This is a genomic window from Rhizobium rhododendri (assembly GCF_007000325.2).
GTDB classification, from domain to species: Bacteria; Pseudomonadota; Alphaproteobacteria; order Rhizobiales; family Rhizobiaceae; genus Rhizobium; species Rhizobium rhododendri.
The window spans coordinates 701886-714866 of the sequence record NZ_CP117267.1; the positions used below are offsets into that span (position 1 = coordinate 701886).

Here is a 12981-nt window from a genome sequence, read left to right on the forward strand (position 1 = left end):
GTCTAGTCGGGAAATGAGAGCGTCAAGCTCTCTGTGTCCAGCACAGCGTCGCGGCCGATCGGAACGACGAGCGGCGACATGCCGTGCCCGAGCGGCAGTCCGCCGAGAACCGGAACGCCGAGCGTTTCGAGATGCTCCCTTAGAATATCGATGGCTGACATTACACGCGGCGTCTCGAACCCGGTGAACTGGCCAAGCGCTATTCCGGCCACGCCCTGAAGGTGTCCCGCCTTGCGGAGCATTGTGAGTTGGCGATCCAACTGCCCACGCATCATGTTGACTGCCTCTAGCAACTGGATGGCGCCAGCCAGCGGTGGCAGTGCCCAGCCCGCAGTCGTTGCCACCATATCGAGATTGCCGCCGATAAGCGGACCCCTTACATGGCCGGATGTGGTGAGCGCCGCAGTCAACTCGTCCGGTCGCGAGAAGATGGAGGCATGACCCGGCAGCATCAGCGCCTCGTGCATGGCCTCGCAATTTTCTGCATCGAAGGCTCCGTCGGCATTTGGCATGACGGCACCGTGAAGCCCGACCAGGCCGCAGTGGCGATAAAGGCTGAGATGCAGCGCGGTGATGTCGCTGAAGCCGACCATGAATTTCGGATCCCTGCGGACGGCGTCGAAGTCGAGACGGTCGGCGATGCGGTAGGAGCCCTTGCCACCCCGCGTCGCGAAAATGGCGCGAATCCCAGGATCCTGGAATGCTGCGTTGACGTCGGCCAGCCGGTCGTCGTCTTCGCCGGCAAGATATCCTTTTTTATCGAAGATGTGGTCGCCGAACTCGACCTGCAGCCCCCAGCCTTCGAGGATCGCGGTCTGGGCAAGCACACTTTCTCGCTCGGGAGGGCTGGCTGGCGAAACGAGCCGGACCCTGTCGCCAACCGTCAGCGTCGGTGGGATGACGGCCATCGGTATCTCCCGTCGCGTCGAATGATGCACAAGACTTAGCGGCGATGATACGGCCCGGCAAGCGGCTGCAAAATCCCGGCATGATTGCGCCTCACTGCGCCTCTAGGATGCTTGCGACCAATCGCCTCAAATCTCTGCGATTATCGCTTTGGTGATTGGAATGTCTTGGCCGTTCAAGTATTGGAAATCCATGTTGTTCTGGATCATCGTCGCCGTACTGACGGCCAGTGTCGGGGCTGTTTTACTCAGGCCGTTGTTGCGCGGCGCGCAGGCGGTAGCGCTTGGCCGCGAGGGCGAAGCTGCCGTATACCGGGACCAGCTTGCAGAACTCGACCGCGATCTCGCAGGAGGGGCGATTACCGCCGAACAGGCAGGTTACGCCCGGGCGGAAATCGGCCGCCGCCTGCTCGCAGTCTCGGCTGCTCCCGAGAAGACGCGGCCGGCACAGACCGGACGCAAGACCTACCGGCTGGCGCAGGCTTTCATCATCGTTCTTCTGCCTGCCCTCGGGCTCTGTCTTTACTTGCGGACCGGCGATCCCGGTCTCCCGTCGCAGCCGCTCCAGGCGAGGCTCGACAATCCCGGCAACGACATGGCCATTCTGGTGGCCAAGGCCGAGCGCCATCTGGCAGAACACCCGGATGACGGAAAAGGCTGGGATGTTCTGGCGCCGATCTATTTCAGGACGATGCGCCTGCTCGATGCCGAGGTTGCCTATCGCAACGCGATCAGGCTGCTGGGGCCGACACCCGATCGGCTTGGCAACCTTGCCGACACACTGATGGCTGCCTCCGACGGCATGGTCACTGCACAAGCCCGCGAAGTGCTGCAGCAATCGATACAGCTTCAGCCCGACAACCCGCGCGCCCAGTTTTACCTGGCGCTGGCTTTCGAGCAGGAAGGCAAGGCGGAAGAGGCGAGAAATGCCTTCACCGCCCTCGCCAGCCAATCTCCGGCGGATGCCCCTTGGCTGCCTGTTGTCAACGAGCATATCGCCAAGAACGGCGGCACGCCTTCAACCCCGAAGACTGCGGACGCGAAGAGTGCCGACCCGAAGGCGCCCGGCGGCCCCGATGCCGCGCAGGTTGCTGCTGCCCAGACCATGGACGCCGGCGACCGCCAGCAGATGATCAGGGGCATGGTCGACACGCTCGATGCCAAGCTCCGGCAGGACCCGTACAATTTCGAAGGATGGATGCGGCTGATACGATCCTATGCCGTGCTGAACGACAGGGAGCGGGCGGCCGATGCGCTGAAACGCGGACTGGTGGCTTTCCCGGCCAGCGGCGAGAAGGGCCAGCAACTCGCCGCCCTTGCAACCCAGCTGGGTCTTCCTCTTGAAGGTGCCACGCCATGACCCGCAAGCAGAAACGCCTGGCCGTCATCGGTGGCGGCATGAGCTTCATCATCGCGGCCGTGCTGCTGGTGATGTTCGCCTTCAGCCAGTCAGTCGCCTATTTCTACATGCCCGGCGACCTCGCCAAGAAGCCGGTCGGGCCCGGCACGTTGATCCGGCTCGGCGGCCTGGTCGGCGAGGGGTCGGTGGTGCGCGGCGAGGGGACGACGGTGCAGTTTGCCGTCACCGACGGCAGCGACGCCATCAAGGTCCGGTATACCGGCATCCTGCCCGATCTGTTCCGAGAGGGGCAGGGCGTCGTCACGGAGGGGCGTTTCGAGCCGGGCGACGATGTTTTCGTTGCCGACACGGTGCTCGCCAAGCATGATGAGCGCTACATGCCCAAGCAGGTTGCCGACCGCCTGAAGAAGGACGGCGTCTGGAAAGGCGAGGAAGCCAGCAAATGATCATCGAGCTCGGCCATTACGCACTGGTTCTGGCCTTGGCCACCGCCATCATTGTCGCGACACTGCCGATGGTCGGTGCGCGCAGGCTCGATCAGGCAATGATGGACGTGGCGCGGCCGGGCTCGATCCTGCTGTTTGCGCTGGTCGCGTTTTCGTTCAGCGTGCTGACCTATGCCCATGTCGTCTCCGACTTCTCGGTCGCCAATGTCTGGGAAAATTCCCACTCGCTGGTGCCGATGGTCTTCAAGGTGTCCGGCGTCTGGGGCAATCACGAGGGATCGATGATGCTCTGGCTGCTGATCCTCGCCCTGTTCAGCGCCCTCGTCGCCCTGTTCGGCCGCCATCTGCCGGACACGCTGCGAGCCAACGTATTGTCCGTTCAGGCGTGGATTTCGGTAGCATTCCTGTTCTTCATCCTTTTGACCTCCAATCCCTTTATCCGCCTCGACCCGGCGCCGGCCGAGGGCAAGGATCTCAACCCGGTGCTGCAGGACATCGGCCTCGCCATCCATCCGCCGCTGCTTTATCTCGGCTATGTCGGCTTCTCCGTCTGTTTTTCCTTTGCCGTCGCCGCGCTGATCGAGGGCCGCATCGACGCGGCCTGGGCGCGCTGGGTGCGGCCGTGGACGCTGGCGGCATGGATCTGCCTGACGGCAGGCATCGCCATGGGGTCCTACTGGGCCTATTACGAGCTCGGCTGGGGCGGCTGGTGGTTCTGGGATCCGGTCGAGAACGCCTCGTTCATGCCGTGGCTTGCCGGAACCGCGCTGCTGCATTCGGCGCTGGTCATGGAAAAGCGCGATGCGCTGAAGATCTGGACGGTGCTGCTGGCGATCCTGACCTTCTCCCTGTCGCTGCTCGGCACGTTCCTCGTGCGCTCCGGGGTTCTCACCTCCGTGCACGCCTTTGCCAGCGACCCGACGCGCGGCGTGTTCATTCTCTGCATCCTGCTGATCTTCATCGGCGGTGCGCTGTCGCTGTTCGCCTTCCGCGCCCCGCGCCTCACGTCCGGTGGGCTGTTCGCGCCGATCTCGCGTGAAGGGGCGCTAGTGCTGAACAATCTCATTCTCACAGTCTCCTGCGGAACGGTGCTCACCGGCACGCTCTATCCGCTGGCGCTGGAAACGCTGACCGACGACAAGATCTCTGTCGGCCCTCCCTTCTTCAACCTGACCTTCGGCCTATTGATGATCCCGCTGCTGCTGGCGGTTCCCTTCGGACCGCTGCTCGCCTGGAAGCGCGGCGACCTGCTGGGCGCCTTCCAGCGGCTCTATACGGCGGCGGGCCTTGCCTTCGTCGCGGCGCTGGTGCTCTTTTATGTGCAGCATGGCGGGCCGGTGATGGCCGTTCTCGGCCTTGCCGCCGGCCTGTTCCTGATTTTCGGCGCGGCCACGGACCTCTGGTTCCGGGCCGGCATCGGCAAGGTTGCCGCCGACGTGGCGTGGCGGCGTTTTGCCGGCCTGCCGCGATCCGCCTTCGGCTCGGCGCTCGCCCATGCCGGACTTGGCGTCACCGTTCTCGGCATCGTCGCCGTCAGCACCTTCCAGACTGAAAACATCCTCGACATGAAGCCCGGCTCAACCACGGAACTCGGCGGCTACAGCCTGCATTTCGACGGCATGAAGCCCGGCATCGGTCCCAACTTTACCGAGGATCGCGGCACCTTCACCGTCAGTCGCGGCGGCGTCGCGGTCGCCACCGTCTCGTCGGCCAAACGCATCTTCACCGCCCGCAAGAGCGCCACCACCGAAGCCGGGATCCTGACCTTCGGCCTCAGCCAACTCTACGTCTCGCTCGGCGATGCCGGCGCCAATGGCAGCATTGTCGTGCGCATCTGGTGGAAACCGTTGATCGTCTGCATCTGGGGCGGCGCCATCATCATGGCACTCGGTGGCATGGTCTCGCTTAGCGACCGCCGCCTGCGCATCGGCGCCCCCAGCCGCCGTGCCAAGCCTGTGCGCGTGGCGATGGAGCCGGCGGAATGAGAGCGTGGGGGTTATACCCCCCTCTGTCGGCTGCGCCGACATCTCCCCCACAGGGGGGGAGATCATTCTTTTCCCTATTTGGCTCTAACGTCTCGGCTAATCTCCCCCCTTGTGGGGGAGATGTCCCGAAGGGACAGAGGGGGGCTCTCGCCGCAATCGCGATACTCCTGGTCCTCATGCTGTTCCCCGTGGCGGCCCTTGCCGTCAATCCGGACGAGGTATTGCCCGATCCAGGTCTCGAGGCGCGGGCGCGGGCGATCTCGACCGAACTGCGCTGCATGGTCTGCCAGAACCAGTCGATCGACGATTCCAACGCGGATCTTGCCCGCGACCTTCGCCTGCTGGTGCGCAAGCGGCTGATGGATGGCGACAGCGACCGGCAAGTGCTGGATTACATCGTTTCCCGCTACGGCGAGTTCGTGCTGCTGAAGCCTCGGCTTAGTGAAAAGACCTATGTGCTCTGGGGCGCCCCTATTGTCCTCTTGGCCGTCGGCGGCCTCGCCATGGCACTTTTCGTCCGTCGCCGTGGCGGTAAGCCGACTGGCACAGGTCTTACTCCCGACGAGGAAGCGCGTCTCGAGGAATTGCTCGGCAAGTAACGTTTCGGTTTCTTCACCTTGGCGGAAACATTCTGCAACATTACCAACATTTCATGGGCCGGACAGTTCACCGTAACGTGCAAGATCCTATATCCTTTCCATCAACTGATCGCCGCTGACCCCACGGCGCCAGTCCAGACGAAAGAGAAGGTAACGCACATGTTCGAGACCATCAAAGGCCGCCTGACGCGCAGCACTGCCTTGAAGGCTTCCGCTGTCGCCGGCATTGCTGTTGCTGCCCTGGCGACAGGCGTCCCAGCCATGATTTCCAATTCCTATGCAGACGCCGTGGTCGTCCAGGCGCCGCAGGTTCCAAGCTTCGCCAATGTCGTCGATGCCGTGTCTCCCGCCGTCGTGTCGGTGCGTGTCGAGTCCCGCGTCAACCCCGCGGCTGCCGATGAGGACGACAGCTTCGGGCTCGGTCGCGGTTTTGACGACCTGCCGGACGATCATCCGCTAAAGAAGTTCTTCAAGCAGTTCGGCCAGCAGCCGAACGGCAAGGGCATGCAGGGCGAGCAGCAGAAGCCGAATGCCGACAAGGGTCGCCTCCGTCCGGTTGCCCAGGGCTCGGGCTTCTTCATCTCCGATGACGGCTACCTCGTCACCAACAACCATGTCGTCTCCGACGGTGCCGCCTTCGTCGTCGTGCTCAGCGATGGCACAGAACTCGATGCCAAGCTGATCGGCAAGGATCCGCGTACCGATCTTGCCGTGCTCAAGGTCGACGACAAGCGCAAGTTCACCTACGTCAAATGGGCCGACGACGAGAAGGTCCGCGTTGGCGACTGGGTCGTCGCTGTCGGCAATCCCTTCGGTCTGGGCGGCACGGTCACCGCCGGTATCATTTCCGCCCGTGGCCGCGACATCGGCTCCGGCCCTTACGACGATTATCTCCAGGTCGATGCGGCCGTGAACAAGGGCAACTCCGGTGGCCCCACCTTCAACCTCAGCGGCGAAGTCGTCGGCATCAACACGGCCATCTTCTCGCCATCGGGCGGCAGCGTCGGCATCGCCTTCGCGATCCCTTCGACGACCGCCAAGGACGTCGTCGCCGACCTCATCAAGACAGGCTCCGTCTCGCGCGGCTGGCTTGGCGTGCAGATCCAGCCCGTCAGCAAGGACATTGCCGAATCGCTCGGACTTTCCGAGGCAGCCGGGGCGCTTGTCGTTTCGCCGCAGGAAGGTTCGCCGGGCCAGAAGGCCGGTATCAAGAACGGCGACGTAGTGACCGCAGTCAACGGCGAACCTATCAAGGACCCACGCGATCTCGCACGCCGCATCGGTGCCATGGCGCCGGGCAAGAAGGTCGAGGTCGCCATATGGCGCAACGGCAAGTCGCAGTCTGTCACCGTCGACCTCGGAACCTTGCCTGCCGAGCAGAAGGCATCGGCCGACGGCAACAATGCGCCGCAGGCAGAACCGCAGCAGCCAGCCTCGGAAAAGGCGCTTACCGATCTCGGCCTCACCGTCGGTCCGTCCGACGATGGCAAGGGTGTCGCGATCACCGGCGTCAATCCGGACTCCGACGCTGCCGACAAGGGCGTGAAGGAAGGCGAGAAGATCACCTCGGTCAATAACCAGGAGGTCGCCAACGCCCAGGATATCGCCAAGGTCATTACCCAGGCGAAGAAGGACGGCCGCACCCGCGCGCTCTTCCAGATCCAGTCGGACAACGGCAGCCGCTTCGTGGCTCTGCCGCTCAGCCAGGGCTGATCGCGGAGAAAGTAACGTGGAGGAAGCCGTGCAAGCCCCCGCCTGCACGGCTTCCTTGTTTTCAAAGCAACCATGGGTGAAATCATGACCACCGGTAGCCAGCCAAAATCAAACGCCGCCGATTCCGGTTGTGCAGCAGTACCGCCGGCGGGTAATGTCACGCACATGAAGATTTTGATCATCGAAGACGATCTCGAGGCCGCCGCTTACCTGACAAAGGCGTTCCGCGAGGCCGGTATACTTGCCGATCACGCCAGCGATGGCGAGAGCGGCCTCTTCATGGGCTCGGAAAACACCTACGACGTCATGGTCATCGACCGTATGCTGCCGCGACGCGACGGGCTTTCGGTCATCGCCGAACTGCGCCGCAAGGCGATCCATACGCCTGTGCTGATCCTTTCGGCGCTCGGCCAGGTCGACGACCGCGTCACAGGCCTTCGCGCCGGCGGCGACGACTACCTGCCGAAACCCTATGCTTTCAGCGAATTGCTCGCCCGCGTCGAAGTTCTGGGCCGCCGCAAGGGCACGCCGGATCAGGATGTGCTGTACCGCGTCGGCGATCTCGAACTCGATCGCCTGTCCCACGAGGTCCGCCGGGCCGGCAAGGAGATCGTCCTGCAGCCGCGCGAGTTCCGCCTGCTGGAATACCTGATGAAGAACGCCGGCCAGGTGGTGACCCGCACCATGCTGCTGGAAAATGTCTGGGATTACCACTTCGATCCCCAGACCAACGTCATCGATGTCCACGTCTCGCGCCTGCGTGCCAAGATCGAGCGGGATTTCAACATGCCGCTGCTGAAGACCATTCGCGGGGCAGGGTACATGATCAAGGACGAGGGATGAGTCGCTTCCGCGTCCTCTTCAAGTCCACCGCCGTCCGCCTGTCCGCCCTCTACATCCTGCTTTTCGCGCTCTGCGCTGCGACGCTGGTGTTCTACGTGACATCCATGTCCGAGCGGCTGATGACGGGCCAGATCCGCGATGCCGTCAGCCAGGAAGTCAATCAGGTCAAGCACGCCTATGAGGGCGGCGGCCTTAACCTTCTGCTGCGTACGATGGAGCGCCGCGCTCGCCAACCGGGAGCCAATCTTTACGTTATTGCGAGCCCTACGGGCGTCATTCTTGCCGGCAACGTCGCGTCCGTACAGCCCGGCACCTTCGACGACCAGGGCTGGACCGAAGTCCCCTTCACCTACGAGCGATATGCCGATACCGGCGCCGAGCGTCGCCACCTCGCCATCGCCAACATCTTCACGCTCGACAACGGCCTGCGCATCCTGATCGGCCGCGACCTCGGCGAGCCCGAGCGGTTTCGTCTGCTCGTACGCCAGGCGCTGATGCTGGCGCTGGCGATCATGGGTGTCGGGGCACTGGTGATCTGGTTCGGCATCGGCCGCAATGCGCTCCGCCGCATCGACCGGATGACCGATGCGAGCCGCAAGATCATGGCCGGCGACCTGTCGCAGCGTCTTCCGGTCGGCGGTTCCGGCGATGAGTTCGACCGCATGTCGGATTCGCTGAACACCATGCTGGAGCGCATCGAGAAGCTCAACGAAGGCCTGCGCCAGGTTTCCGATAACATCGCCCACGACCTGAAGACGCCGTTGACTCGTCTGCGCAACAAGGCGGTCGACGCGCTCGACATCGACAACGAGGATCGCCGGCGCGGCGCACTCGAAGGCATCATCGCCGAATCAGACCAACTGATCCGCACCTTCAACGCTCTTTTGATGATCTCCCGTGTTGAGGCCGGCGCGGTTGCAGCCGAAATGACCACGGTCGATCTCTCCGCCATTGTCGCCGACACCGCCGAACTCTACGAGCCGGTCGCCGAAGATGCCGGGCTTGTCCTCACGGCCGAGATAGAGCCCGGCGTTGAAATCCAGGGCAATCGCGAACTGATCGGCCAGGCGTTGTTCAACCTCATCGACAACGCTCTGAAATACGCGCCTGGCGGCAATGGTCAGCCGGAGGTCATTCTCAAGCTCAGCCGTGGTGCCGATGGCGTCACGCTCTGTGTCGCTGACCGTGGTGCAGGCGTGCCGGTAGAAAGGCGCGAAGACGTGGTGAAACGCTTCTTCCGTCTCGACGAAAGCCGCTCGAAGCCGGGCACCGGCCTCGGCCTGTCGCTGGTCGAAGCTGTCATGGAACTGCACGGCGGCAAGCTGCAGCTTTCCGATACCGACCCCGACAGCAGCGAGGCCCGCGGCCTGACCGCGACGATGGTGTTTGCGAACGCCGGCAAGGCGTAGGGCGGCCTTCACAAATCGGACATCGACCCATATTACCGCTGTGAACAACTTCAATGAGGACCTCACGCCATGGCTTCAGTCATTTCCGTCGCCCGTGATCAGGTGCACCAGTTCTCCAAGGCTGTGGTCGATCGCATCGAGATCGTCGAGAATTTGGGCGTTGAGGGCGATGCCCATGCGGGCGTCACGGTGCAGCATCGCTCGCGGGTGGCTGTCGATCCGAACCAGCCCAATCTCCGTCAGGTCCACCTGATCGAGCGTGAACTGCTCGATGAACTCGCAGGCGAGGGGTTCGAGCTGCAGCCGGGCGATCTGGGCGAAAACATCCTGACCGAGGGAATTTCGCTTCTGGAACTGCCGACCGATACGATCCTGAAGATCGGACCCGACGTGAGGCTGAAGGTGACCGGCCTGCGCAATCCCTGCGCCCAGATCGAAAACTTCCGGACCGGGCTTTTGAAGAAGGTCGTCTATACCGGAAAAGACGGCAACATCGTCCGCAAGGCCGGGGTCATGACCATCGTGCTTTCTGGCGGCAGAGTGCAGCCCGGCGACCAGATCGCGGCCGACCTGCCTCCGTTGCCGCACCGCCCTCTGGAACGTGTGTAAGAGAAAATCATTGCCATGCCCTTGTCGCGAACCATCGCGATCAACGCTATTGGCGGGGAGTGCACTTCGTCCTAGATTGGCTGGCAATCAGCGTCGCGCCTGTTGGCCGGGGCGTCTGACCACGACCGCTTGAACAGGCCGGAGTGCTGTGTGACCCCATCGACAGATCGACTGGATACCGTGGCTCCCGGCCTTCTGCGACCGTTGAGCCAGGCCGAAGCCAAATCTGCCCTGGCCAGACTGAAGACCCTTGGCAAGACCGAGCCGACAATAGCGGCGTTGCTGGACGGCGATACGGCGTTGCGGGATTTTATCGTCGCGGTCTTCACGCTTTCACCCTACCTCCGCGATACCGCCGAGCTCGACGCGCCTCTGCTCGCATCCGCGATCAATGTGCCGTTGCTGTCGCAGATCGACCGGTTGGTTGCCGATGCCCGGGAGGCGTGGCGGCCCGTCGACGGCGTCGCCCCTTCCGAAACCGAGCTGATGGCCCGGCTGCGGCGTATCAAGCGCAAGACGGCATTTCTGATCGCGCTCGCCGACCTAGGCCGGCTGTTCGATGCAAAGACGTCGGCCCGCCTGCTGAGCGGACTTGCCGAGGCCTCCATTTCCGCAGCAATCGACTTCCTGTTGCTGTCGGCCCACGAGGCCCGCAAGCTGACGCTGGTGAACGTCACGGCGCCAAGCCAGGGCTCCGGCCTGATCGTTCTCGGAATGGGCAAGCTCGGGGCAGAGGAACTGAACTATTCATCCGATGTCGATCTGGTCATCTTTTTCGACGAGATGGCCGGCATCGTTGCCGATCCCGACGACGCGATAGAGATCTTCCCGCGACTGATGCGGCGGCTCGTCCGCATCCTGCAGGAGCGCACGGCCGACGGATATGTGTTTCGCACAGACCTGCGCCTGAGACCCGATCCTGGCGCCACCGCCCTTGCCATGCCTGTCGATGCGGCGATGATCTATTACGAGGGCAGGGGACAGAACTGGGAGCGCGCCGCCTTCATCAAGGCCCGCCCCGTGGCCGGCGACCGGGAGGCCGGGGCAGCCTTCATCCGCGATCTCGTGCCCTTCGTCTTCCGCAAATATCTGGATTTCGCCGCCATCGCCGATATCCATTCGATCAAGCGGCAGATCCACGTCCACAAGGGCCACGGCGCGATCACCGTGAAGGGCCACAACGTCAAGCTCGGGCGGGGCGGCATTCGCGAGATCGAATTCTTCGCCCAGACCCAGCAGTTGATTGCCGGCGGACGCATGCCGTCGCTGCGCAGCCGGGCAACGGAGGCAACGCTTGCTGAACTGACCAGGGCAGGCTGGATAGATGCGGAAACGCGCGACGAGTTGACCGAGGGCTACTGGTTCCTCCGTGATGTCGAGCACCGCATCCAGATGGTGCGTGACGAGCAGACCCACCTGCTGCCCGAGACAGACCCCGAACTGAGGCGCATCGCGCTGATGATGGGCTTTGCGGACCTGCCGCGCTTTTCGGAGCGGCTTGTGTCCGTGCTGAAGACAGTCGAAAAGCGCTATTCCCAACTTTTCGAGTACGAGAAGGGATTATCCGGCGAGGCCGGCAATCTCGTCTTTACCGGCCAGGCTGATGATCCCGAGACACTCCAGACCCTGCAGCGTCTCGGCTTTACCCGCCCGGCCGATATCTCCCGTATCATCCGCACCTGGCATTACGGCCGATATCGCGCGACCCAATCGGTCGAGGCACGGGAGCGTCTGACGGAACTGATGCCGCAATTGCTGCGCGCCTTCGGGGAAAGTACGCGGGCCGACGAGGCGCTACTGCGCTTCGATCAGTTTCTCGCTGGACTGCCGGCCGGCATCCAGCTCTTTTCTCTGCTCGGCAACAATCCCGTGCTGCTCGGCCTTCTCGTTACCATCATGTCGGCGGCGCCACGGCTAGCCGATATCATCGCCGCGCGCCCACATGTCTTCGATGGCATGCTGGATCCGGGCATCATGACCGAGCTGCCGACGCGTGACTACCTCTCCTCGCGCCTCGAAAGCTTCCTGCAGCCCGCCCGGCACTACGAAGACACACTCGACCGACTCCGCATCTTTGCCGCAGAGCAGCGCTTCCTGATCGGCATCAGGCTGCTCACCGGTGCGATATCGGGAGAGATGGCGGGACGGGCGTTCAGCCATCTGGCCGATCTCGTCATCGCGTCGGCGCTGGATGCTGTTCAAACCGAAGTAAGCCTGGCGCACGGCAATTTCCCCGGCGGCCGCATCGCCGTCGTCGGCATGGGGAAGCTGGGCAGCTTCGAACTCACAGCCGGATCCGATGTCGATATTATTTTGCTCTACGACTACGACGATGGCGCAACCGGCTCGGATGGTCAGAAGCCGCTCGACGCCACCCGCTATTTCACCCGCATCACCCAGCGCCTGATCGCCGCCCTGTCTGCGCCGACGGCCGAGGGCATTCTCTATCAGGTCGACATGCGGCTGCGGCCCTCGGGCAACAAGGGGCCGGTTGCAACCCGCATCAATGCCTTCGAGAAATATCAGCGCGAGGAAGCCTGGACCTGGGAGCATATGGCTCTGACCCGGGCCCGGCTGGTTTGCGGCGACCCGACACTGGTCTCGCATGCCGAACGGATCATCGCCGGCATTCTCGCAGCGCCCGCAGACAAGCCAAAGATCGCCACTGACGTGGCGGACATGCGGGCACTCGTCGATACCGAGAAGCCGCCCGCCGGAGTGTGGGATCTCAAGCACATGCCGGGCGGCCAGATCGACATCGAGTTCCTCAGCCAATATGCGCGGCTGGTGTCGCCGCTCGCCGTTACGGCGGAAGAAAACCGGGGCTTTACTACCGCGGAAGCGCTTGCGCGCTTCGGCCCCGGTCTCATCCCCGAGCAGGATCTCGCCAGGTGCCGGCAGGCGCTGGCGCTCTATACCGAGCTGTCGCAGCTGATCCGGCTTTGCATCGATGGTGTCTTCGATCCCGCACAAGCGCCGGCAGGGTTGATCGATCTCGTGGCCCACGCCGGCGATTGCCCGGATGTGGTGACACTGGAAGCTGAACTCCGCCGCCTAGGCGACGCGACGCGCCGCATATTTCATGCGGTCCTCGTGCGGTAAGGCACCCGTC

The 12981-nt window shown here is 63.4% G+C and carries 10 protein-coding genes; 9 read left to right on the forward strand and 1 reads right to left on the reverse strand.

Going from position 1 to position 12981, the window contains the following annotated elements:
• Window positions 1-2 precede the first annotated feature (2 nt).
• Window positions 3-908 (reverse strand): S66 peptidase family protein, encoded by a 906-nt coding sequence (locus PR018_RS03515; protein ID WP_142829854.1) that lies wholly within the window; start codon window positions 906-908, stop codon window positions 3-5.
• Between the two features lie 190 nt (window positions 909-1098).
• Here PR018_RS03515 and ccmI point away from each other — a divergent pair, with 190 nt between their 5' ends.
• The 9 genes from ccmI (at window position 1099) to PR018_RS03560 (ending at window position 12971) form a co-directional block, all read left to right on the forward strand.
• Window positions 1099-2265: a c-type cytochrome biogenesis protein CcmI gene (gene ccmI / locus PR018_RS03520; protein ID WP_142829852.1), complete on the forward strand. Its 1167-nt coding sequence runs from the start codon at window positions 1099-1101 to the stop codon at window positions 2263-2265.
• Window positions 2262-2711, forward strand: a complete 450-nt coding sequence (gene ccmE, locus PR018_RS03525; RefSeq protein WP_111220349.1) for a cytochrome c maturation protein CcmE — start codon at window positions 2262-2264, stop codon at window positions 2709-2711. Before ccmI ends, ccmE begins: the two co-directional genes overlap by 4 nt.
• Window positions 2708-4696, forward strand: coding sequence for a heme lyase CcmF/NrfE family subunit (locus PR018_RS03530; protein ID WP_142829850.1), 1989 nt, complete (start codon window positions 2708-2710; stop codon window positions 4694-4696). The genes ccmE and PR018_RS03530 overlap by 4 nt, the downstream gene beginning before the upstream one ends.
• Window positions 4697-4872: 176 nt before the next feature.
• Window positions 4873-5295, forward strand: a complete 423-nt coding sequence (locus PR018_RS03535; protein WP_142829848.1) for a cytochrome c-type biogenesis protein — start codon at window positions 4873-4875, stop codon at window positions 5293-5295.
• A 159-nt stretch (window positions 5296-5454) separates the two neighbouring features.
• Window positions 5455-7008 carry a Do family serine endopeptidase gene (locus tag PR018_RS03540; protein WP_142829846.1) on the forward strand — a complete coding sequence of 518 codons (1554 nt, stop codon included), beginning with the start codon at window positions 5455-5457 and terminating at the stop codon, window positions 7006-7008.
• A 165-nt stretch (window positions 7009-7173) separates the two neighbouring features.
• On the forward strand, window positions 7174-7851 hold the full coding sequence (locus PR018_RS03545) for a response regulator transcription factor (RefSeq protein ID WP_111220777.1): 678 nt from the start codon (window positions 7174-7176) through the stop codon (window positions 7849-7851).
• Window positions 7848-9260: a sensor histidine kinase gene (locus PR018_RS03550; RefSeq protein ID WP_142829845.1), complete on the forward strand. Its 1413-nt coding sequence runs from the start codon at window positions 7848-7850 to the stop codon at window positions 9258-9260. Before PR018_RS03545 ends, PR018_RS03550 begins: the two co-directional genes overlap by 4 nt.
• A 69-nt stretch (window positions 9261-9329) precedes the next feature.
• Window positions 9330-9869 carry an MOSC domain-containing protein gene (locus PR018_RS03555; RefSeq protein ID WP_142829843.1) on the forward strand — a complete coding sequence of 180 codons (540 nt, stop codon included), beginning with the start codon at window positions 9330-9332 and terminating at the stop codon, window positions 9867-9869.
• Between the two features lie 150 nt (window positions 9870-10019).
• Window positions 10020-12971, forward strand: a complete 2952-nt coding sequence (locus tag PR018_RS03560) for a bifunctional [glutamine synthetase] adenylyltransferase/[glutamine synthetase]-adenylyl-L-tyrosine phosphorylase (RefSeq protein ID WP_142829841.1) — start codon at window positions 10020-10022, stop codon at window positions 12969-12971.
• Window positions 12972-12981: the final 10 nt, after the last annotated feature.